Raw genomic sequence first — 23,942 nt, 5'->3', positions numbered from 1 at the left:
GTAAAATCTCCCATGAGTTAATTTTCATGGGAGATTTTTTTTGCTCTTAATGAGTCGAATAGACTCATTTATGAAAAAATAACACTTTTTTTGCAGAATATTCAATAAGTATTTTTAGATTTGCAGGCTATGTTATTAGAAATGTATAGCGTAAATGCACACTAATTGATTAATACTAACCATTTTATATATTTATGAAAAGATTGTTACTATCAATGTTTCTAATCAGTATGTTGGCAACTCAAGTATCTTATGCTCAGGACAGAAGTTCGGCTGATCCTATGATTCAGTTGAAAATAGAAAAGTTAAAAGCACAAGAAGCGAAGGATATAGAGAAAGCCAAAAGTAAAGCTTTAAAGAATTCTGAGAAGGCTCATAAAGAAGCTGACAAAAAAGCTCAAAAAGAGTCTGATAAAATCAGAAAAGAAGGTGATAAACGAGCTGCAAAATATCACGAGGAGTCTGAGCAAGAGATTGCAAGAATAAGACGCCATACAGCAACTAAGATTTTGGCATTATAAAAAATATGGAGTTTGTTTAGAACTATTTTTTACATTATAATAAGAAGGTTTGACTTTTAAGTCAAACCTTTTTTGTTTCTAATAGATAAATAAGATTTTAGAGATTTGAGTGATCGTATAGTTTAGCTTCGGGATGTTTTGGAGGAATTGACTTTTATTTCTCGAAAAAAAAAGTTATATTTGTGATAATAGCTTTCCTAATTATATAGATAAAATATATTGTATTTCTTAGAAGAATAGTATATAAAGTCTTTGTTACTACATTTTTCAGACTAAACTCATGTGGTTTTAGAGTAAATGAAAGATAGTAATAAGTAAAACAGATATTTTACAAAATCGTTTGACATAAATATTATATGCCAAAATATATCAAAATAAAGAAAGGTCTGAATATTCCGATAGAAGGCGATGCACCAGAAGTTATTGTAGGTAGTGTAAAGCCATCCATCGTAAAAATTGTGCCTGATGATTTTCCTTGTCTTATTCCCAAAGTAGATGTTAAAGTAGGAGATCGAGTAAATGCTGGTACTCCAGTGATGCACGATAAACGGAACGAGCAATTAGTTTTTGTTTCGCCTGTGAGTGGTACGGTTGTGTCGGTAACACGGGGGGAGAAAAGACGACTGCTAGATATTACGATAGAAGCAGATGAAGAGATTCAACGTGATGTTTTCGATATATCGTCTATACAAGGTGACTCCGCAGAAGAAATAAAAAGTAAGTTATTAAAAGCCGGACTTTGGCCATTTATTAAGCAGCGTCCTTATGATATAATTGCAGATCCTAATAGTTCGCCTCGTGATATATTTATATCTGGATTTTCGTCTGTGCCTTTGGCTCCATCATATGATTTTATAATTGACAAAGAACCTTTGGTTTTTCAGAAAGGTATTGATACCTTATCTAAATTAACTTCAGGTAAAATATATTTAGGAGTTAGTCCTAACACTAAATCAATAGCTTTGCTTGATGCCAAAAATGTAGAGGTTTGCGAATTTGAAGGTCCACATCCTGCAGGAAATATTGGTGTACAAATCAATTCAATAAATCCTGTAAATAAAGGTGAAACAGTCTGGACTATTACTGCACCCGATGTGTTAATGATTGGTCGTTTTCTATTGAAGGGATATGTTGACTTTACTCGTCTTATTGCTTATACCGGTTCGGAGGCAGTCAAGAAAGGGTATTATTCTGTAGTTATAGGTTCGAAGTTAGATCATTTATTTGATGCTAATGTTACCAGAGGTGCTGCATTGCGCTACATTTCGGGTAATGTGTTGACTGGTAAACAGATTGATAAAGACGGTTCGCTTCATTTTTATGATTCACAAGTTACTGTTATTCCTGAGGGTGACGATAAGCATGATTTCATAGGCTGGGCTTCTCCCGGATTAAACAAAAAATATAGTGCTGGTAGTACTTATCTATCTAAATTGGTGAGTTTATTGAAGCCCAATAAAAAATACCGTTTAGATGCCCGATTAATGGGCGGACGTCGTGCTATTATTATGTCCAACGAATACGATAAGGTATTCCCTATGGATATTCTTCCTGAACAACTTATAAAAGCCACAATAACGTATAATGTAGATAAGATGGAACAACTGGGTATATATGAAGTTGCTCCCGAAGATTTTGCTTTGTGCGAATTTGTTGATACCTCAAAACTCGAAATTCAGAAAGAGATTCGTGAAGGGCTCAATAAGTTGAAAAAAGAAATGGAATGAAGCTTCTGAGCTTCCTGTTAGTTGTAAGTTTTATAAAAAAATAGATATAACATTGAAATCATTAAGAGATCAACTGGATAATAAGATTAAGCCTCACTTTGAAAAAGGTGGTAAGCTCGAGAAATTGCATTCGTTATACGATGCAATAGATACATTTTTGTATGTGCCGAGTGCTACTTCAAAAAGTGGTGTGCATATACACGATGCTTCTGATACGAAACGAACCATGTCGTTGGTTATTTTAGCCTTGGTTCCTGCATTGCTTTTTGGAATGTATAATGTCGGCTATCAGCACTATCAGGCAATAGGAGAAGTTCCCGTTTTATGGAACTGTTTTCTATTTGGCTTATTAGCTATTCTGCCCAAGATTGTAGTGTCGTATGTGGTAGGTTTGGGTATTGAAATTATTATAGCTCAGATTAAAGGGCATGAAGTACAAGAAGGTTTTCTGGTGTCGGGTATGCTGATTCCTATGATTGTACCTGTCGATCTTCCTCTATGGATGCTCGCAGTTGCTACTGCATTTGCTGTTGTTTTTGCAAAAGAAGTTTTTGGGGGAACGGGTTATAATATATTCAATGTTGCTTTGGTTGCAAGGGCATTTTTGTTCTTTGCATATCCTTCTAAAATGACGGGTGAGCATGTATTTGTTCGTGCTGAAAACAGTTTTGGTGTAGGTGATGCAAATATAGTGGATGGTATTACGCAAACGGTAGATGCTTTTTCGGGAGCTACCCCCTTATCACAAATAGAAACTGCAACAGGAGATAGTGTAACATTGGTTGATGTTACGGGGCATGTGCTTACGTATTGGGATATGTTCTTAGGACTTATTCCCGGTTCAATTGGTGAAACATCTAAATTGGCTATTCTGATAGGTGCAATTATTATGATCTTATTTGGTGTTGCTAGTTGGAAAACGATGGTATCTGTTTTTGTCGGAGGGATGGCAACGGCTCTTTTGATCAATCAATTTGCTGTAAATGCTGTGATGCAGATAACTCCTCTGGAGCATATTCTTTTAGGAGGATTTGCTTTTGGTGCCGTTTTTATGGCTACCGATCCTGTTACATCTGCACGTACCGAATCTGGAAAATGGGTGTATGGGTTTCTTATTGGAGTGATAGCCGTTTTGATCCGCGTATTCAATCCCGGCTATCCGGAAGGTATGATGTTGGCAATACTGTTTATGAATGCTTTTGCTCCTTTGATAGATTATGTTGTGGTTGGGCAAAATATTAAACGCAGAATGAGACGAGTATCTCAGAAAACTGATAAAAGTGTATGAATAGAGATAGTAATAAATATACGATCGTATTTGCGAGTATAATGGTTATTCTTGTAGCTGTTGTACTTTCTATAGTTCACGTATCATTAAAAGGGATTCAACAGAAGAATGAGGATGTCGATAAAATGTCGCAAATACTACGTTCTATTAATATAAATACAAAAGGAGAGGCATCTGAACGAAAGTTTAAAGAACTAATTCCGAATATGTATATGATAGATTTAGATGGTAATATTATTCCTAATTCTGAACAAGATGCATTTAATGCAGATATGAAAGTGGAGATGGATAAGCCTTTAAGTGAGCGCAGATACCCGGTATATGTCGCAAATTTAGAGGGTAAAACTTTATATATTCTGGCTTTGAGAGGTTCAGGATTATGGGGTGCTATGTGGGGATACATTGCTGTGCATGAAGATGGAAATACAGTATATGGTGCTGATTTTGATCACGAATCGGAGACTCCTGGCTTGGGGGCTGAAGTTTCTCACGATTGGTTTAGTGACGAATTTGTGGGAAAACACCTTTATAAGGATGGTGTTTTTAAATCAATAGCAATTGTAAAACCCGGCAAAAGCGTCTCAGACAGAGATTATGTAGATGGTATATCGGGTGGTACAATTACCAGTCATGGTGTAGATAATATGCTCTATAATACATTGGAAGGTTATAGTAAGTTTTTGGAAAATTTAAAGAAGAACTAAAATGAGTCAGCTATTATCAGATAAAACAAGGGCTATACTATTAGGTCCATTAAATAGAAAAAAACCAATTTTAGTCCAAGTATTAGGCGTTTGTTCGACCTTGGCTGTAACTACTAAACTGGAGGCATCGATAATGATGGGTGTCTGTGTAACTATTGTGGTTGCTTTTGCTAATTTATTTTTGTCTCTATTACGTAATCTTATTCCAGATAAGATTCGTATAATAGTGCAAATGGTTATAGCGGCGGCTTTAGTAACACTTGTGAGTGAATTGCTAAAAGCATATGCTTTTGATGTAAATAAACAGCTATCTGTATTTATTAGTCTTATTCTTACCAATTGTATCTTAATGGGGCGTTTAGAAGCTTTTGCTTTAGGTAACGGACCTGTTTCCTCCTTTTTAGATGGGCTTGGTAATGGTTTGGGATATGCAGTAGTACTATTTATTGTAGGTTTCATTCGCGAATTATTAGGGTCGGGCACGATATTAGAATTTGAGATTATACCGCAATCTTTTTATAATATGGGTTATATGGACAACGGATTTATGATACTTCCTCCTATGGCTCTTATAGTGGTAGCTGTGTTGATATGGATACAACGCTTCCGTAATAAAGATTTACAAGAGAGCTAATTGAGCAGAGTCTGAAAGAAGGCTTTAAAAAGCCTTAGTAAATAGATTATAAGAAAAAGAACAGAACAAATATGCAAGAGGCTATTAATATATTTATCCGATCCATTTTTATTGAGAATATGATATTTGCATACTTTTTGGGTATGTGTACATTTCTCGCTATTTCTAAGAATGTGAAAACTGCAGTAGGGCTTGGTATTGCAGTAATCTTTCTTCTTACTATAACTGTTCCCCTCAACTATTTGTTGGAGAACTATTTATTGAAACCAGGTGCTTTACAATGGTTGGGTGATGGTTTTAAAGATGTTGATTTGAGTATGTTGACATTGTTGGTGTTTATTGCTGTACTGGCATCGGTAACACAAATATTGGCTCTGCTTATCGAGAAATACAGTCCATCATTGTATGCTACTCTAGGTATATTCCTTCCTCTGCTGGCTGTTAATTGCGCCATATTTGGAGGCTCGTTATTTATGCAGCAGAAAGAGTTTCCTAATATTGGCTATGCTACAGTATACGGTTTTGGATCGGGTGTGGGTTGGTTTTTGGCAATTATAGGATTGGCAGCCATACGCGAAAAACTCGAATACTCTGATATTCCTAAACCTTTGAGAGGCTTGGGGATTACTTTTATTATAACGGCATTAATGGGAATCGCTTTTATGAGCTTCTCAGGTATCAAACTTTAAGTTTTTAAACTGATTGTTTAGCTTAAATTATTTGTGCTTGCCAAAGTAATAAATTGATAGGTTTTAGACTTTAATGAATGTTTTACATTATTTACTTAATGGTATGAAACTAATTAAATACAACAAAGGCATAGTTTCTTTCAAATTGCCGATCAATTGGAAAGAAGAATATTACGATGATGGTGATGCAGCTTTTTATAGAGATGATGTAGATTCAGGAACATTGAGATTGAGTGTTCAGTCTTCAGAGGCAAAAGAAGAATATAACGAAAGCATAGAACTATCATCAGCATCGGGTATATATGTGGAAGATGGTTTTTCTTTAAAGGAAGAAGTCAAACTTACCAACGAAGGAGATCAAGATCTTCTTGTTTATTCATGGACAATAATAGTTCCTATAAACTCAAAAGGGAGAAGAACTATTCTGTTCTCCTATACAATACCAGCCTCCAAGGAGGGGGAGGCTGAAATTGGCTTGGAGTTGAATTTTATAAGAAATACAATTCTTAAAGCGAGTTATTCAAAAGAAGATAATTGAAGTATTAGACTTTAAAAGATAAAAGTAAAATTTATGGTGTTTTTAATGTCATCAAGTATGTTGACAGTAATCTCAAGTGTGGTTGCATTTTTGATTCTGATTCTACTCTTTGTTATAGCCATTCTCTATTCTAAGGCAAAGTTACTTCCTTCGGGAAATGTAAGAGTGTTGGTAAACGGAGAAAAAGAGTTTCAAAGTCCCATTGGCACATCTGTACTCAGTGCTTTACAATCGCAGCAAATCTATTTGTCTTCGGCATGCGGAGGTGGAGGCACATGTGGCGAATGCCGATGTAGAGTAGTAGAGGGTGGAGGAGAGATATTACCTACTGAGATTGGTTTTTTCTCGCGGAAGCAGCGAAAAGAGCATTGGAGATTGGGTTGCCAGACAAAAATAAAAGCTGATATGCAGATTGAAATACCTGCTGAAGTTTTTGGAGTAAAAGAGTGGGAGTGTGAGGTAGTATCCAATCATAATGTGGCTTCTTTTATCAAAGAATTTGTAGTTCGATTGCCTCAAGGTGAGCATCTTGATTTTAAACCGGGTTCGTATATCCAAATTAATATACCTAAGTATCAGCTCAGTTTTACAGATTTTATTATAGAAGATCGTTTTAAATCGGAATGGGATAAATTTAAGATGTGGGATTTGGGAGTAACCAATACGGAAGAAACCATGCGGGCTTATTCTATGGCTAACTATCTTGCGGAAGGTGATATTGTAATGCTTAATATACGTATTGCAACACCTCCTTTTGACAGATCAGTAGGAGGGTGGAAGCAGGGCATAAAACCGGGTATTGGCTCTTCTTATATTTTCGGGCTTAAACCTGGTGATAAAGTAAGTGTGTCGGGACCTTATGGCGATTTTCATATTCTGGATACTAAAAACGAAATGTTATATATAGGAGGAGGTGCTGGTATGGCTCCACTTCGCTCGCAGTTATTGCATTTATTCAATACACTTAAAACTACTGATCGAAAAATATCATATTGGTATGGTGCCCGTTCGAAGAACGAGATTTTCTATGAAGAAGACTTTCGCCAAATAGAAAAAGAATACTCAAATTTCACTTTTAATATAGCTCTTTCAGAACCATTACCTGAGGATAACTGGACTGGTTATGTGGGCTTTATTCATCAGGTAATATATGACAACTATCTGAAAGATCATGATGTTCCCGAAGATGTTGAATATTACATGTGTGGACCGGGACCGATGGCTAATTCGGTCAAGAAGATGTTAGATGATCTGGGTGTTCCCCCAGAAATGTTATTATTCGATGATTTCGGTTGATAAAACAAAAGCCCCACTCTTTACTTTTAAAAGTGGGGCTTTATATTTTTATGATGGGTTATTCTTTTATTGAGATTTTTCCAATAGTATGAATTTTTTTTCTCTCTTCGCTTATGCCCCCAATGGCTACTGAATAAGATCCTTCTGAAAGAGTTTTATATAAATAGATAAGAATATCATTAAGAGAGGATAGGGGTGTATCATCAAAATAAGACATTATAGCGTAAATTGAAGAATAAAATATAAGGAACTTTATTTGTTTTTATATCTTTTATTGACAAATAGTAATGATACCATTTTGATATTTGCACTGTGATATGTTTGTTGTATGTGTTTAATAACATGTTTGCTAAAATATGTGACATAATGATATTTTATATCTGATTTATTGCTTAAATTTGAATCATAATAATAAAACAAACATTTAATCACTTAAATAAATATCATTATGAAAGCAAATGTTTTTACTTCAGTTGTTGTTGCTCTGCTTTTATTTGCAACTAATTCTAGCGTGGTAAAAGCAGATTCGGATGCAGTATTGTATCATAATGTTGAAAAAACAGAGAATGTAGTTTCGACTACTTATTTCAAAGGAGATGTCAAGAATAATAATCTTGTGCCTTTCAAAAAGAAAGTAAACACATTAAATGAACAAGGGGCATTCGTGTCTAAGATCACTTATATATGGAATGAATCGAATAAAAATTGGACTCCTTCTAATATGATGGTTTATACCTACGATGGTACTAAGGTAATGAGTGTTTCTCATTATGCTTGGAATGAAAATTCTAAAACATGGGGAGAGCCTAAAAAAGCATCTTATACCTATAATGAAAATGGAGCTTCAGTGCAATAAGTGATCTTTTCACAAATTCCAGATATATAAGTAGTAGTGTTGAAAGAGTAGATGTCTCAGTGATATCTACTCTTTCTTTTTATTAACCTTGATATGATCGTCTTCTATTAGGAAAGATTCCTGATCGAGATGAAAGCGAATAACATTGATGATATCTTCTTCTTTATATCCTGATATTTCATTTATCAATTCCTCTATTGAATAATCTTTTTCACGGATTAATTCCTCTATTTGATCAGTAATATCATTGAATTTATAATTGTTGATTCCTGTATCAGACTTTGCAAGGCATGTATCACACTGTCCACAATCAGAGCTCTTTTTCTCTCCAAAATAGGTGAGTAACATTCTACTGCGGCATATATCCTTTCTTTCGGCATAATCGGTTATGCCCATAATTCGTTTTTCGAATCTCGCTTTCCTTACTTCGTAGACACTTTGAGGAATGACAAGATATTTTATGGATATCCTGGGCTGTTTATAAATAATGAAAGGTGTTTTCTTGAAAGGTATATATTCTATTATTCGCTTTTTGGCAAGAACTTTAAGCATCTGATATACTTCGGTTCTGCTTTTTTTGAGATGGAAGGCTATTGTTCCTTCATTTATAGAGACATAGTCTGCGAATATACCAGTATACAATCTTAATACTATGTTTATAAGGAGCTCGTATTCTTTAGTAAATTCATACTTATAGAGTTCGTCCCTATAAATAGAGAAAATTATTCTCGATTGATTGTCTGTATCATCAGTATATTCAATATATCCAGCCAATTCGAGAATCTTCAGCGCATTATGAGTCGGAATAAGTGGGTATTTGTAGATGGAGCAAAACTTTTGTAAACTGAAATCATAGGTTGAATTATGACCAAAGCCTTCGGCTATTTGAAAGAAGTAAGCGAGTGATTCGTATGTTGCAATAACAAAATCGCGTTCGGGGAACTCATCACTAATGCGTTTCTTTAATTTCGTACTGTCAGTTTTAGAGTAGAGTATAACGGCATAAGCCTTCTTTTCATCTCTACCTGCCCGTCCGGCTTCTTGATAGTATTCTTCTATCGAATTAGGTAAATCTATATGTACTACAACACGAACATCGGGCTTGTCGATTCCCATTCCGAAAGCATTGGTAGATACTATAATTCGGCATTCGTTGTCTTTCCATGCATTTTGCTTGTGTGTTTTGTCATCACTGCTTAATCCTGCATGATAAAAATCAGCTGAAAGACCATGTTGAATTAGTTCTGTTGCAATTTCTTTTGTCTTCAGTCTACTACGGACATATACTATTGCCGAGCCTTGAATCTTTGATAGAATCTTGATTAATGATTCTGTCTTATTATCACTTTCACGAACAATATAAGACAGGTTTTTCCTTTCGAAGCTTTTTCGAAATACATTTTTTTCCTTAAATCCGAGAATGTTTTGGATGTCTTCCGTCACTTCAGGTGTGGCGGTTGCTGTAAGTGCAAGTACCGGAACATTGGGTAGCTCCTTCCTTATGTCTGCAATATTCATGTATGATGGGCGAAAATCGTAACCCCATTGAGATATGCAATGTGATTCGTCAATAGCCAGAAGACATACATTCATACTACGAAGCTTGGCTTGAAATAGTTGTGTGCCTAAACGCTCGGGCGAAATATAAAGGAATTTATAATCACCTAAGATGGCATTATCTAAAGTGATCACTATCTCATTGTGAGACATACCCGAATAGATAGATAGTGCTCTTATTCCCTTTTCTTTCAGATTATCAACCTGATCTTTCATTAGGGCAATTAGAGGAGTGATAACAAGACAGATACCATCCATAGCCAAAGCCGGAACCTGAAAAGTTATAGACTTTCCACCTCCGGTAGGCATTAGACCAAGAGTGTCTTTTCCTGAAAAGACAGATTTGATGATATCTTCCTGTAAAGGTCTGAATTCTGAATATCCCCAGTATTCACGAAGTATTTTATGAAAAATATTCAATTCTGTTTTCAGAATATTTTAGAGGTTCGACATTGAACGCACTAATAGTTTGGCTTTGTTATTTTCCTTCTCTAGAGCTTTTGTGATTTTATCGTCGTTAAACTCCGAAAAGTGATAGGGGTATAGGTATACCGGCGATACTTTTTGTGCAGCATCTATAAACATATCATCCGTCATTGTATACGGAGTATTTTTGGGTAGAAAAGCAATATATGCACCTTTTTGCTGCCCCATCTCCGGAATATTTTCTGTATCACCTGCTATGTATACTTTTTCACTACCAAAGGTTAGTACATATCCGTTTCCTCTGCCTTTTGGATGATAATATTCACCATCGGGTCTTTTACTTTCAATGTTATATGCAGGAACAGCTTGAATGTCGATTCCTTCAAAGATGGTTTTGTCTCCATTATTAAGAACTTCTCCATAACCTATTGAGTCTGCGCATACTTTTGATACAATAAAACGAGTTTTAGCTTGTCTTATTTGCTCAATAGCACCCAGATCCAAATGGTCTGAATGTTCATGAGTAAGTAGAACTAAGTCTGCTTTGGGTAGCTTAGAATAATCTGCAACCTTAGAATATGGATCTACGTGTATTACTTTTCCGTTTATCTCTAACATCAAAGATGCATGTCCAACTAAAGTTACATTCAGTTCTCCTAATTTAGTAAGATAACTATCTGATGTTAATGGTTGTGATGGAGCTTCTTTCATATCACTGCTATTACTTGAAACGCTATTATTAATAGTCTCTACTTTTTTATCGCTATTGCAAGCTGTACCGATAGATAATATCGTTGCTGCTGTAAAAAACACAATTAACCCTCTCATATATTGGCTGTAATTTTATATATTAATTTTTAAAATTGTCCTTTGTCAATATCCTTTATGTATAATTGAGTGTTAGTTTTTCCGTTGTGAACGTTTTCTTCCAAAGTATAGCAAATATCGAACAGTCCATTCTTTATCATACTAAAGCTATTGCTCTGTCTGAAAGCGATACCATGCATTGGGGCATTAACTGATGAGTCTACCATATCTAGTTTGATATGCAGAGAATCTTTACCAACTAATTTGCTGTTACCATGATCTAAAACGTCTTTTGATACAAAGATTGGATTTAAATTTTCTGGACCGAATGGCGCAAACCTATCCAGATCAGAAACAAATTTATTATTTATATCAATAAATTTTAATTCAGCATTTATATCAATCTGAGGGCGCATCATCTCGGGAGCAATAAGTTCAACAGACATTGCTTCGAAGCGGCGTCTGAATTCTGATAAGTTTTCTTCCTTTAACGAAAGACCTGCAGCATAGGTATGTCCTCCAAAATTTTCGAGTATATCTTTACATGCCTCAATGGCTTTATAGACGTCAAAACCCATAACTGATCGAGCCGATCCTGTAACTAAGTTGTTAGACTTGGTAAGAACAACCGCAGGGCGGTAGTATTTTTCGGTAAGTCTTGATGCTACAATCCCAATTACACCTTTGTGCCAGTCTTTATTGAATATAACTATACTATTGATTTTTGTAATATCAAGTTCTGATTCTATAAAGTTGGTCGCTTCTTCTGTAATACGCTTATCCAGCTCTCGACGATTGGCATTATAATGGTCTATATTCTCACTCTTTAGTTTTGCATCATGGGCTGTATTTGATAAAAGCAGATCAACTGCCTCTTTTCCATTCATCATACGCCCCGAAGCATTGATACGGGGTCCTATCTTAAATACGATATCACTTACTGTGATCGATTTATCGTTTAGTCCGCAAATATCAATAATGCCTTGCAATCCCATGCTTGGGCTTGAGTTTAGTTGCTTCAGTCCATAATAAGTAAGAATACGATTTTCTCCGGTAAGAGGTACAATATCGGATGCAATACTTACAGCAACCAAATCTAGAAGATCGAGTAATTCTGAAAAGTCGATTTTGTTATTCTGTGCCAAAGCCTGTGCTAATTTAAAGCCGACTCCGCAACCAGATAAATGTTCGTAGGGATAGATTGAGTCTACTCGTTTAGCATCTACAACAGCTACGGCATCGGGCAATGTTTCATCGGGCATGTGGTGATCACAGATAATGAAATCTATTCCCTTGCTTTTTGCATATTTTACTTTCTCTATGGCTTTTATACCACAATCGAGAGCAATAATTAGTTTTACATCTGTTTCTGCTGCATAATCTATTCCTTGTTCCGATATTCCGTATCCTTCGTCATATCTATCGGGAATATAATAATCCAGATTGGTTGTAAACTTTCTTAAAAACTTATAGACTAATGCCACAGCCGTGGTTCCGTCTACATCATAATCACCGTATACCAAAATACGTTCTTTCTGTCCTAAAGCATCCTCGATTCTATCGATAGCCTTATCCATATCGGGCAAGAGAAAAGGATCGTGAAGATCTTTTAAACTTGGATGGAAGAATTTTTGAGCTTGCTCAACAGAGTTTATTCCTCGTTGAATAAGCAATTGACATAGAGCTGGGTGCATACTCAATTGAGTTGCTAGCTCATCTCTTATATCTGTTTCTTTTGGTGTAAGTGGTTTGTAATTCCATTTGTAAATCATTATATATTGTTTTTTTCTTTTCTCTGTCGGGGTAGAAGCTTCATCAAGCCTCTAATGCTCTTTGTATCAGTAGTTATTCTCTATAATAATAGAGCTGACACATTGAGGTATATCTCGTAAAGATACTATTTATATATAACACTGAATAGTGATTTTCTGTTTTTGTTCTTGAAAAAAAAATGAGAAAACCAAGATTTATTGATTAATAATTCTTTATAAGTTAATCAAAAATCGGCTACAATCTTGAAGTTTAGTTGACGTCCCGTTAAATAGTTGGGTACTGCAAATTGTTCATTAAACACATTGGTTACCCAATAGTATGAATTGGTATTATTTATTGCAAAAAGGTTAAAAATATCAACACCAAACCAAATATTTTTGAATGAGCCTAAGAATGAATTATTATTTCTAATACTGAAATCTTCGCCTAAAGCTTGCCATGCAAAGCCAATATCAACCCTGCGATAGGCAGGTGTGCGGAAGAAGCCTTTTTCGAAGAATCCCGAGTTGGGTGCAGTTTGTGGCAATCCTTGTGAAAGGTGTCCTCTAAGATTCATTGTGAGACGTTCTATTCCAGGGAAATAGTCTTGGAAAAACAGAGAGAAGTTATATCCCTGATCGGTAGGTAGTGGTGCTTTTATACTATTTACCGTTTGTTGGGTTTTCATTAAAGAGAAGCTTATCCAACTATCGGAACCTTTTACAAACTCACCAAATAGCTTCATATCCCATCCCATGGCATATCCAGTTCCCGAATTTTCTCCTGAATATCTGATTTTTACGTTGTCAACAGTATATGGAACTAAATCCGATAACTTTTTGTAATACACTTCACTTGTAAATTTAAAAGGACGATCCATTGATTTAAATTTATAATCGCCTCCTAATATGAAGTGTATAGACTTTTGCGATTTTATATCTTTATTAAGCTCTACTACTGAATTTTGACCTGTTGTTACTATCTTCTGGTATTCGCGATAAAAAGGTGCTTGGTAATAAATACCTGTCGCAAAACGTAGAGTAATATCCCTCTTGGTATCGGGTATAAGTGCTATTGATGCACGAGGGCTTATAATAGTTTCGTCATTGAATGTCCAATGACTGGCTCTTATACCTGCATTGATGTATATAATGTTGTCTCCCGAAGTGAACTGATAGGTATCTTGCAAGAAGCCCGAATATCTGTTACTATTAATTATATTATCTGATCTAAGATTAGAATATACGCTCACCACATCTCCGAGGTTAGGAAGGGAGTGACCTGCCGAATCGCGAACACTCCACTCTTTTATTTGGTCGTCTATTTTTTCTTGTTGAATTGTCATACCCCAACGTAGAGCATGTTTACCAAATTTGAATGAACCTAAATGACGAATATTCGAGACATCTATATTCAGATTATTACGTGCATGTTCCAGATATGATCCTACTCCTAATAAATTACCGTTGTCTCCTTCTGATCCGTTGGATGAAAGACCTAGATCGGTGAGTTTATATTCTCCGCTTATATCATAACGTTCGTATTCTCGTGATGAAAAGGCCGATCCCATAAATTCTACTTCGAGATTATCGGTCAATTTGCCTTTCATGCTTAATGCTCCGAAATAGGTGAGGAATTTGTCGTTCTCCCAACCATCAAAATAAACTGTGAAATCTTTGGCATTGGCCGCCGAACCAAAGCGTGTTTGACGACTTTGCGGTGTGAATTTATAAACGTTGCTCGATACATTACCTAAGAAACTGACTTCCCATTTCGACGATAAGCCAAGGGTCATATAAGTTTGTGCATCTACAAAAGTAGGGTCATATTCTGCGTTTGTATCTAATGTGCCGAGTAAAGCTCGTGTTGTTTTATATCTGAATCCGGTAATTTGAGAAAAACGTCCGCTCGAACTTCCTACATAAGCATTTGCTCCAAGTAGGCTTCCTGCTACTGAGGCTTCAAAAGCTTGTGGTTTCTTATAGGTAATATCAAGAGCAGAAGCCATCCTGTCTCCATATGCAGCCTCAAAACCTCCTGTTGAGAATTTTACTTCTTTAGCCATGTTTGGATTTATAAAGCTAAGCCCTTCTTGCTGTCCCGAACGGATTAGAAGAGGTCGGTAGATTTCTATTCCGTTTACATATACAATATTTTCATCGTAGTTACCACCACGCACTGAGTATTGCGAACTCATTTCATTAGTATTACTTACACCAGGTCCTAGGGCAAGAATAGATTCAATGCTTCCTCCAGAAGGATCGGTTAATAGATTAGTTTTACCTATTTCTATTTTACCCATGGTAGTTGTTTGACCTTTTTCACCGAGAATAGTTACTTCCTCTAATACTGTTTCGCGCATCATCATATTGATAGTCATATTTCCGATGATTTTGGCTATCTTCTTTTCGGATGTTTGATAACCTACTCGTGAAAAAACAATGACAATAGAGTCACCTACTGGTACTGAAATCTGATACTTTCCTTGATTATTAGTGAAAACCCCGAGTGATGAACCTTGCATTGATACACTTACAAAATCTACAGGGCTATTATCGAAATTGGTAACAGTACCGCTAATCTTTGCCTGCTGAGCTGATAGATTAAGAGTAAGTAAAAGAAACGCTAAGATTGTAGATATCGGATGTTTAATCATTTTTTGCTTAGAATGAGTTTCTGTAAATCCCTTAGATAAGGAGATTCAATAATGCCCAAAGTTAATTTATATTTTAGAATTTAAATAAGGAGAATGGGTGAGATTGTCTGTTCTTATTAAAAAAGTTAGTTTTGTTCATCTTTTCTTATTGAAATTATCTATTGGTAATATGTCTGTGTATCTTATTTTTAAGTGTGAATAGGTAAGTGCTTCTTAACATTATGTTGACAATTTTATAGATAAAAAAGGATGGAATGTGATAATAAGCTATAACTTTGTAGCCATTCAACTGACCGGAAAACGAAATGTGGAATTATCAAAAGTAAATTGACAACTATCTATAATAAGATATGGCAAAAGTAAAAGGAACAGTAGTGGTCGACGTCGAAAGATGTAAAGGCTGCGATCTCTGTGTTGTATCCTGTCCTTGTGATGTGCTTGAATTACAAGCTCGTGAGGTGAACGAAAAAGGATATCATTACGTATTTATGAAAAATGAGGATGCATGCATCGGATGTGCCAATTGTGGCTATGTTTGTCCTGATGGATGTTTAACCGTATATAGACAAAAAGGCTAATTTCTTAGGAATATTAGTCTTTTGTAGTATATTAACTTACTCCAATTAAAAGTTATGTCAGAAGAAATATATTTGATGAAAGGCAACGAGGCAATCGCCCACGCTGCAATTCGCATAGGAGTTGATGGCTACTTTGGCTATCCTATTACTCCCCAATCGGAAATTATAGAAACATTGATGGCCGAAGCTCCCTGGACTACAACTGGTATGGTTGTAATGCAGGCTGAAAGCGAAACAGCATCCATAAATATGGTATATGGAGGTGCGGGCTGTGGTAAAATGGTGATGACATCATCATCAAGTACGGGTATGAGTCTTATGCAGGAAGGGGTTTCTTTCCTTGCAGGAGGTAACTTACCTTGCTTACTTATTAATGTAATGCGTGGAGGTCCCGGTTTGGGAACTATCCAACCATCTCAATCTGATTATTTTCAGACAGTAAAGGGTGGGGGACATGGTGATTATAAAATGATTACTCTTGCTCCGGCATCGGTTCAAGAAATGGCTGATTTTGTAGATCTTGGTTTTGAACTTGCATTTAAATATTCGACACCTGCTACAATATTAGCAGATGGTGTAATCGGACAAATGATGGAAAAAGTAAAACTTCCAGAATTTAGAAGAAGACGTACCGAGAAAGAAATACGTGAGCAATGTCCTTGGGCAACCTTGGGTAAACCTGCCGATCGTAAACCTAATATAATAACAACTCTTGAGTTGGATTCTCACACGATGGAGAGTAACAATCTTCATTTACAGGCTAAATACAAAGAAATTGAAGCCAATGAAGTGATGTATCAGGAAATAGATTGTGAAGATATAGATTATCTAATAGTAGCCTTTGGGTCGGCTGCACGTATCAGTCAAAAAGCGATTGAACTGGCTAGAGCAGAAGGTATAAAGGTAGGAGTATTAAGACCAATAACATTGTGGCCTTTCCCTACCAAGATAATTAAAGAATACGCATCCAAGGTAAAAGGAATACTTACTGTGGAAATGAATGCCGGACAAATGGTTGAAGATGTACGTTTATCAGTAAACGGACAAGTACCGGTTGAACACTTTGGACGTTTGGGAGGAATTATTCCTACTCCAAATGAAGTAGTTGCTGCTTTAAAAGAAAAAATGGGTTGTTGATTTAAAATCGCAATTCTTTCTTAATCACAGCAAGTAGTCGATGTAACATTACTTATTTAAATATAATAGTTGGTTGCATTTATACTTGTTAAAGTAATAAAAAGGTCTGAGACCTAAATGTAAATTTAAGGATAAATAGAATGAGCACCAGTATAATAGATCCTAAGAATTTGGTATATGCCAAACCCGTATTGATGAACGAAACCCAGATGCATTATTGCCCGGGTTGTTCGCATGGTGTTGTCCATAAATTGGTTGCAGAAGTAATCGATGAAATGGGCTTGAAAGAAATAACTATAGGTATAGCTCCTGTGGGCTGTGCTGTGTTTGCATACGATTATTTAGATATAGATTGGCAGGAAGCTGCGCATGGTAGAGCTCCGGCTTTGGCAACGGCAGTAAAACGTTTGAACCCTGATAAGATGGTATTCACGTATCAAGGTGATGGAGACTTAGCTGCTATTGGTACTGCTGAGACTATTCATGCTGCAAACAGAGGCGAAAATATTGCTATTATCTTTATCAATAATGGTATATATGGTATGACGGGAGGCCAGATGGCTCCGACTACTCTTATGAATATGAAAACTTCGACTACGCCTAATGGTCGTGATACTCATGAAAACGGGTATCCATTGAAAATTACCGATTTATTGGCTCAATTACCGGGTGTTTGTTTGGCTACACGACACAGTGTACATACAGCAGGAGCCGTTAAAAAGGCGAAAAGGATGATTGCTAAAGCTTTCCAAAACTCGTTAGATGGCAAAGGTACTTCTATTGTAGAAATAGTTTCTACTTGTAGTGCCGGTTGGAAAATGAGTCCTGCGGGAGCAAACGACTGGATGGTTGAAAATATGTTTCCTGTATATCCTATGGGTGATATAAAGAATATCTGATCTGAGACCTTAAACAACAAGAAAATTTAATAATGGTAAACGAAATTATTATAGCCGGATTCGGTGGACAAGGTGTATTATCGATGGGTAAGATTTTGGCTTACTCAGGTTTAATGGAAGGAAAAGAAGTTTCGTGGTTTCCGTCATATGGTCCCGAACAACGTGGTGGAACAGCAAATGTAACTGTCATATTGAGTGACAATACTATCAGTTCGCCTATTGTTAGTGAATATGATATTGCAATAATATTGAACCAACCATCACTTGACAAATTCGAATCTCAGGTTAAACCCGGAGGTATTTTACTTTACGATCCCGAAGGTATTCCACGTGCACCCAAAAGAACTGATATATTGGTTTATAAAATAGAGGCTATGGCTACGGCTTCGGAACTTAAAAACCAAAAAGCATTTAATATGTTTGTATTGGGTGGATTACTTAAAGTTTGTCCGATAGTTACACTAGAACATGTGATGATGGGATTGAAAAAATCTTTACCCGAAAGACATCATGGTATGTTGCCAATGAATGAGCAAGCTATTTTGAAAGGAATGGAAATTGTAGAAGAAATAAATAAACCTGCTTAAAAAAGTAGTTATAGATATAATATAGTAAGGAGCAACTCTGTATAGGGTTGCTCCTTTTGTTAAATAATAAGAAAAAAGAAAGCAATAATAATCTTTTTGCTGTTTAGTGTTGTTTTAATTTTAGATGAGTTGATTGTCATATATTGTAAATGAAGATTCTTATATTAACGGTGAGAATTGACTGATATATTATTTTCTTGTCTTCTACTTATCAAAGAAACAAATAGGTTTGCGACCTCTAAGCGGTTATAAACCTATTTGTTATTTTGATAGGTGTACTAATCCTAGTTTAATTATGAATAGAGGTATAGTAATTGAGTATTGCTGTACTAATAAATTAAGTAAAAGAAATGGATAATAAAGCAAACAAAACGTCGTCTATTAAAACGGTCAATCCAACGACTAATGAGGTTGAGAAGGTATTTGATGTGATGACCGAACATCAAATTGAAGAGATTATAAGTGCGGCTGATAAAGCATTCCAATCCTGGAGAAAAACCTCGTTTGAAGAAAGAGCTAAGCTATTGCACAAAGTGGCATCTATTTTACGTGAGCGTAAAGAAGATTTGGGCGAACTGTGTACAATAGAAATGGGAAAGCTTAAAACTGAAGCAATAGGAGAGGTAGCTTTATGTGCTGATATTTTTGATTATTATGCTAAAAATGGAGCTAAGTTTTTAGCGGATTCTCCTCTTGAAACTCCTCATGGGAAGGCTTTTCTTAGTTATGAACCAATAGGTGTGCTATTGAGTGTACAACCTTGGAATTTCCCCTTCTATCAAATTACACGCTCGGCGGCTCCTAATATTATGGCAGGCAATACATTTTTGTTGAAGCATGCTTCAAATGTACCTCAATGTGCTGCTGCTATGGAAAAGATATTCACAGAAGCTGGAGCTCCCAAAGGTGTATATACTAACCTTTTTGTACCCGGTTCTAAGATTTCGAACTTAGTTGCCGATCCTCGTGTTAAAGGTGCTGCATTGACAGGTAGCGAACCGGCAGGATCGAGTTTTGCAGCTATGGCTGGAAAATATGTAAAGAAATCTACTCTTGAATTAGGTGGTAGCGATGCCTTTATTGTTTTAGAGGATGCCGATCTTGATAAAGCAGTACACACAGCAGCATTTGGTCGTTTGTGGAATGCTGGGCAAGTATGTGTGTCTCCAAAGAGAGTGATAGTAATGGAGTCGGTTGCCGAAGAATTTATAAAGAAAGCGAAAGCTATTTATGAGAAAGTAGTAATTGGTGATCCTCTTGATCCGTCAACTCAATTAGCTCCTTTAAGTAGCGAAAAGGCTGCGGAAGATGTTATTGCTCAAGTTGAAGCTACTGTAAAAGCAGGAGCTAAATTAGTATATGGTGGTAAACGATTGAATCGCTCAGGAGCATTCATGGAGCCAACTATTCTTACAGGTATAAAAAAAGGTATGTTGGCATATTCGGATGAAATTTTCGGACCGGTGCTCTGTATCTATCCTGTAAAGAATGAGGACGAAGCCATAAAATTGGCGAACGATACAAAATTTGGACTTGGTGGTACTGTATTTGGTAAAGATACTGATAAGGCAGTAAAAGTTGCCCGTCAGATTGATACAGGTATGGTTTATATAAATCATGTGACAGGCATAGCTCCCGAACTTCCATTTGGAGGAACTAAAAATTCGGGTTATGGTCGCGAGCAATCACCAGCCGGTATTTACGAATTTGTAAATGCGAAATTGATTCGTATTACAACCCCCGATGCTGCTTATTAAAAATCAGAATAAACCTTTTCAATTTTTAGAAAACAGAGGACATATGCTCTCTGTTTTTATTTGGTATTTGATTATTTTTTTTCTATCTATATTATAGGACGTTAGAAAACGACAAAAAATAAGTATCTTTGCACCAAATAAGATAGATCTTAATAATTTATGGGAAATTTAGTAGCGATTGTTGGACGTCCAAATGTAGGAAAATCAACACTTTTCAATCGTCTGATACAAACTCGTCAGGCTATAGTTGATGAGACTTCGGGGACAACTCGCGACAGACAATACGGTAAAACAGAGTGGGGAGGACTAGAGTTCTCTGTGGTTGATACCGGTGGATGGGTTGTAAACTCGGATGATATTTTTGAGGAAGAGATTAATAAACAAGTGAAAATTGCGATACAAGAAGCAGATGTAATTTTGTTTGTTGTAGACGTGATGAATGGTGTTACCGATTTAGATTTGGGCGTGGCTCATATCTTGCGTAGAGCAAAAGGTAAACCTGTTATTTTAGTAACAAATAAGGCTGACAATTTTAATGTTCATCCACTTTCTGCTGAGTTCTACTCATTAGGATTGGGAGATCCAATAAATATTTCTGCAATAAACGGTGCTGGAACTGGTGATTTACTTGATCTGGTTATTAGTAAGTTTACAAAAAAAGATGATCAGGTATTTGACACCTATGAGGATACTATACCTCGTATTGCAGTAGTAGGTCGTCCTAATGCAGGAAAATCGTCATTTGTAAATGCTTTGATTGATGAAGAGCGTAATATTGTAACAGATATTGCCGGAACAACACGTGATTCGGTATATACTCGTTTCGATAAGTTCAATATGGACTTTTATCTGGTAGATACCGCTGGTATCCGTAAGAAAGGAAAAGTTACGGAAGACTTAGAGTATTATTCAGTAATTCGTTCTATTAAAGCAATTGAGAATTCGGATGTTTGTGTATTGATGCTTGATGCTACACAAGGTATCGAAAGTCAGGATTTAAATATATTCTCGATCATTCAAAAGAATAGAAAGGGATTAGTTGTATGTGTAAATAAATGGGATTTAGTAGAGAATAAAGAGCAGATTGTTGTTAAGACATTCGAGAATACAATCCGCGAACGATTGGCTCCATTTACTGATTTTCCTATTGTATTTGCATCTGCACTAACAAAACAGCGTATTCTAAAAGTTTTGGAAACAGCCAAAGAGGTTTATACCCGCAAAAAGGTTAGAATTCCAACACATAAGCTGAATGAAGTGATGTTGCCTATTATAGAGCGTACACCACCACCCTCTAATAAAGGGAAATATGTTAAGATTAAATACATTACTCAATTGCCTAATACGCAAGTTCCAACATTTGTATTCTTCTGTAATTTACCTCAGTGGATTAAAGACCCATACAAACGTTTCTTGGAAAACCGTATCCGTGAGCATTGGAATTTGTCAGGTACACAAATCAATATTATTATTAGAGAGAAATAAGACTATGTCTTTTACCTGATAATAAATAGAACACAGATATTGTAAACCGATCTAATAATTATATTAGATCGGTTTTTTGTTTCTCGGAATTATACTCTTTAGTCTTTTATTTTTATTTTTTATCTTTGCACAACTAACTAACATTTTATTCATTATGATTATTTATGGAACGAAGTCTAGTAAAGGAAAATTTATAGACACCAATTGTCAATGCCCATTTTGCGGAAAAGAAAATGCGTTGGCTGTATTACCTTTTCAAAAAAGCTTTCATGTATATTGGATTCCTATTATTCCTACAGGAAAAGAATTCTTTGTAGTTTGCAAAGCTTGCGGTCATGAGGCTCCTGATCATTATATCGGAGGAATTACTCCAGAAGTGAAAAAGCAAGCTAAGACTTCCTTGTTTTCATTTATCGGACTTTTTATAATACTGGCTTTAGCTGCTTTTGTATTTTATTCTACAACAATGAGGAAAGGTGAGAGTTCTTCTAAGAATGATGCTGTCACTATTCTGACTAATCCTAAGGTTGGAGATGTATTGGAAATGAAAATAAAAGATAACCAGTATTCGGTATGCAAAGTGGCATCTATATCTGAAGACTCTATTTATCTACAATTTAGTGAGAGTATAGTGAGTAAGAAGAAAGATTTGAAGGATTTGAAAAAGAGCTTTGCAAATGAAGTAGAATCGAAAGATCTGATTGATGGCTACAAAAGGACGGAGTTATTTAATCTAATAAATAAGGGTGTTATAATCGGAGGAGATCAATCAAAGGAGTAAATTTGTGTGCGAATTGCTATATAAGAGAGAAGGGATTACATTTATATTGTAATCCCTTCTGTTATTTTAATTTAAAGCATTATATGCTTCCAGTGCTTTTTCAAGAACAGTTAAAGCATTGCCTAGATCTTCTTTGTTTAAAACATAAGCCATTCTAACTTCGTTTTTACCTAATCCGGGTGTTGTATAAAAACCCGAAGCTGGAGCCATGAAAATAGTTTGCCCTTCATATTCAAAATCAGACAAGCACCATTCGCAGAACTTATCAGCATCATCTACGGGAAGTTTTACTACAGTATAGAATGCCCCCATAGGTATTGGAGAATAAACTCCGGGTATCATATTTAATCTATCGATCAAAAATTTTCGGCGTTCAACATACTCTTCATAAGTATCTCGTAAGTAATCAGGATCTGCATCTAGTGAGGCTTCAGCAACTATTTGTCCGATAAGTGGTGGACTTAAGCGTGCTTGGCAGAATTTCATTACTGCCTTCAGCAGTTCTTTGTTCTTTGTTATAAGAGCGCCTATACGTATTCCACACTCACTATATCGTTTGGATACGGAGTCAATAAGTACTACATTTTCTTCAATACCAACTAAGTGGCAAGCTGAAACATAAGGAGAACCTGTATATATGAATTCGCGATAAACCTCGTCCGAAAATAAATATAGATCATGTTTCTGGATAAGCTTTTTTATCTGATTCATCTCGGCTCTAGAATATAGGTAACCAGTTGGATTATTCGGGTTGCATATCATTATTCCCTTAGTACGCTCGTTGATTAGGTCCTCAAACTTTTCAATTGGAGGTAAAGCAAAACCTTCTTCAATTGTTGAAGATACTGGCCTAATGATAGCACCTGCAGAGACCGCAAAAGCCATATAATTGGCATAGGCGGGTTCTGGCACAATAATCTCATCACCGGGGTTTAAACAGGCTAAAAAAGCGAAAAGAACGGCTTCTGATCCACCGGTAGTTATAATAATCTCGTCAGCCGATACATTTATATTATATTTGGCATAGTAGCCCACTAATTTTTCACGATAAGAGCGGTAACCATCACTAGGACTATATTCGAGAATAGTTCTGTCAATATTTTTTAGTGCATCTAAACCCGCTTGAGGTGTAGGTAAATCGGGTTGACCGATATTAAGATGATAAACTTTCAGACCTCTAGCTTTTGCTGAGTCTGATAAAGGTGCCAACTTCCTGATAGGGGAGCTGGGCATTTCTATTCCACGTTCCGAAATTTTAGGCATACTG

21 protein-coding genes are annotated in these 23,942 nt (G+C 36.0%); 16 read left to right on the top strand and 5 right to left on the bottom strand.

Annotation, left to right across the window (positions count from 1 at the left end):
* The first annotated feature begins 194 nt into the window (after positions 1–194).
* The 9 genes from IR022_RS12670 to IR022_RS12630 all read left to right on the top strand — a co-directional run bounded on the left by IR022_RS12670 (position 195) and on the right by IR022_RS12630 (position 8,253).
* Positions 195–521 carry a hypothetical protein gene (locus tag IR022_RS12670; RefSeq protein ID WP_157258206.1) on the top strand — a complete coding sequence of 109 codons (327 nt, stop codon included), beginning with the start codon at positions 195–197 and terminating at the stop codon, positions 519–521.
* 356 nt (positions 522–877) lie between these two features.
* Positions 878–2,248 (top strand): Na(+)-translocating NADH-quinone reductase subunit A, encoded by a 1,371-nt coding sequence (locus tag IR022_RS12665; RefSeq protein WP_194203981.1) that lies wholly within the window; start codon positions 878–880, stop codon positions 2,246–2,248.
* A gap of 52 nt (positions 2,249–2,300) precedes the next feature.
* Positions 2,301–3,536, top strand: coding sequence for an NADH:ubiquinone reductase (Na(+)-transporting) subunit B (locus IR022_RS12660; RefSeq protein ID WP_194203980.1), 1,236 nt, complete (start codon positions 2,301–2,303; stop codon positions 3,534–3,536).
* A complete protein-coding gene (gene nqrC, locus IR022_RS12655) occupies positions 3,533–4,240 on the top strand; it encodes an NADH:ubiquinone reductase (Na(+)-transporting) subunit C (protein WP_050709797.1) in 708 nt (235 codons plus the stop codon). Before IR022_RS12660 ends, nqrC begins: the two co-directional genes overlap by 4 nt.
* A gap of 1 nt (position 4,241) precedes the next feature.
* Positions 4,242–4,874 (top strand): NADH:ubiquinone reductase (Na(+)-transporting) subunit D, encoded by a 633-nt coding sequence (locus IR022_RS12650; RefSeq protein WP_194203979.1) that lies wholly within the window; start codon positions 4,242–4,244, stop codon positions 4,872–4,874.
* Between the two features lie 71 nt (positions 4,875–4,945).
* Positions 4,946–5,563 carry an NADH:ubiquinone reductase (Na(+)-transporting) subunit E gene (nqrE, locus tag IR022_RS12645; RefSeq protein WP_194203978.1) on the top strand — a complete coding sequence of 206 codons (618 nt, stop codon included), beginning with the start codon at positions 4,946–4,948 and terminating at the stop codon, positions 5,561–5,563.
* A gap of 103 nt (positions 5,564–5,666) precedes the next feature.
* Positions 5,667–6,101 (top strand): hypothetical protein, encoded by a 435-nt coding sequence (locus IR022_RS12640; protein WP_194203977.1) that lies wholly within the window; start codon positions 5,667–5,669, stop codon positions 6,099–6,101.
* A gap of 45 nt (positions 6,102–6,146) precedes the next feature.
* A complete protein-coding gene (gene nqrF, locus IR022_RS12635; RefSeq protein WP_410492821.1) occupies positions 6,147–7,397 on the top strand; it encodes an NADH:ubiquinone reductase (Na(+)-transporting) subunit F in 1,251 nt (416 codons plus the stop codon).
* A 448-nt stretch (positions 7,398–7,845) separates the two neighbouring features.
* Positions 7,846–8,253: a DUF3836 domain-containing protein gene (locus IR022_RS12630; RefSeq protein ID WP_194203975.1), complete on the top strand. Its 408-nt coding sequence runs from the start codon at positions 7,846–7,848 to the stop codon at positions 8,251–8,253.
* 66 nt (positions 8,254–8,319) lie between these two features.
* On the opposite strand, the gene IR022_RS12625 is transcribed toward IR022_RS12630, so the two are convergent.
* From IR022_RS12625 to IR022_RS12610, 4 genes are all read right to left on the bottom strand, one after another.
* Positions 8,320–10,230: an ATP-dependent DNA helicase RecQ gene (locus IR022_RS12625; protein ID WP_194203974.1), complete on the bottom strand. Its 1,911-nt coding sequence runs from the start codon at positions 10,228–10,230 to the stop codon at positions 8,320–8,322.
* Between the two features lie 18 nt (positions 10,231–10,248).
* Positions 10,249–11,064: an MBL fold metallo-hydrolase gene (locus tag IR022_RS12620; RefSeq protein WP_194203973.1), complete on the bottom strand. Its 816-nt coding sequence runs from the start codon at positions 11,062–11,064 to the stop codon at positions 10,249–10,251.
* Positions 11,065–11,093: 29 nt separating this feature from the next.
* Positions 11,094–12,815, bottom strand: coding sequence for a single-stranded-DNA-specific exonuclease RecJ (gene recJ, locus IR022_RS12615; RefSeq protein WP_050709790.1), 1,722 nt, complete (start codon positions 12,813–12,815; stop codon positions 11,094–11,096).
* A 224-nt stretch (positions 12,816–13,039) separates the two neighbouring features.
* The gene (locus IR022_RS12610; protein ID WP_194203972.1) at positions 13,040–15,451 is read right to left on the bottom strand and encodes a carboxypeptidase-like regulatory domain-containing protein; all 2,412 of its coding nucleotides are present in this window, start codon (positions 15,449–15,451) and stop codon (positions 13,040–13,042) included.
* A 350-nt stretch (positions 15,452–15,801) separates the two neighbouring features.
* On the opposite strand from IR022_RS12610, the gene IR022_RS12605 reads away from it, so the two are divergent.
* The 7 genes from IR022_RS12605 (at position 15,802) to IR022_RS12575 (ending at position 22,675) form a co-directional block, all read left to right on the top strand.
* The gene (locus IR022_RS12605; protein ID WP_050709788.1) at positions 15,802–16,029 is read left to right on the top strand and encodes a ferredoxin family protein; all 228 of its coding nucleotides are present in this window, start codon (positions 15,802–15,804) and stop codon (positions 16,027–16,029) included.
* A 54-nt stretch (positions 16,030–16,083) separates the two neighbouring features.
* On the top strand, positions 16,084–17,166 hold the full coding sequence (locus IR022_RS12600) for a 3-methyl-2-oxobutanoate dehydrogenase subunit VorB (RefSeq protein ID WP_194203971.1): 1,083 nt from the start codon (positions 16,084–16,086) through the stop codon (positions 17,164–17,166).
* A gap of 140 nt (positions 17,167–17,306) precedes the next feature.
* Positions 17,307–18,065 (top strand): thiamine pyrophosphate-dependent enzyme, encoded by a 759-nt coding sequence (locus IR022_RS12595; protein WP_050709786.1) that lies wholly within the window; start codon positions 17,307–17,309, stop codon positions 18,063–18,065.
* A gap of 32 nt (positions 18,066–18,097) precedes the next feature.
* Positions 18,098–18,652 carry a 2-oxoacid:acceptor oxidoreductase family protein gene (locus tag IR022_RS12590; RefSeq protein ID WP_050709785.1) on the top strand — a complete coding sequence of 185 codons (555 nt, stop codon included), beginning with the start codon at positions 18,098–18,100 and terminating at the stop codon, positions 18,650–18,652.
* Positions 18,653–19,002: 350 nt separating this feature from the next.
* Positions 19,003–20,409: an NAD-dependent succinate-semialdehyde dehydrogenase gene (locus IR022_RS12585; RefSeq protein WP_194203970.1), complete on the top strand. Its 1,407-nt coding sequence runs from the start codon at positions 19,003–19,005 to the stop codon at positions 20,407–20,409.
* A 159-nt stretch (positions 20,410–20,568) separates the two neighbouring features.
* On the top strand, positions 20,569–21,894 hold the full coding sequence (der, locus tag IR022_RS12580; RefSeq protein ID WP_194203969.1) for a ribosome biogenesis GTPase Der: 1,326 nt from the start codon (positions 20,569–20,571) through the stop codon (positions 21,892–21,894).
* 154 nt (positions 21,895–22,048) lie between these two features.
* Complete coding sequence (locus tag IR022_RS12575; protein ID WP_194203968.1) at positions 22,049–22,675, top strand: hypothetical protein; 627 nt, start codon at positions 22,049–22,051, stop codon at positions 22,673–22,675.
* Between the two features lie 66 nt (positions 22,676–22,741).
* Here IR022_RS12575 and IR022_RS12570 read toward each other — a convergent pair whose 3' ends face one another.
* A complete protein-coding gene (locus IR022_RS12570) occupies positions 22,742–23,938 on the bottom strand; it encodes a pyridoxal phosphate-dependent aminotransferase (RefSeq protein ID WP_194203967.1) in 1,197 nt (398 codons plus the stop codon).
* Between the last annotated feature and the right edge of the window lie 4 nt (positions 23,939–23,942).

This window comes from Dysgonomonas sp. GY617 (assembly GCF_015233815.1).
Lineage (GTDB): Bacteria > Bacteroidota > Bacteroidia > Bacteroidales > Dysgonomonadaceae > Dysgonomonas_A.
Note: the sequence above shows the minus strand (reverse complement) of the source record. Positions and strands in the feature narration are given on the sequence as shown.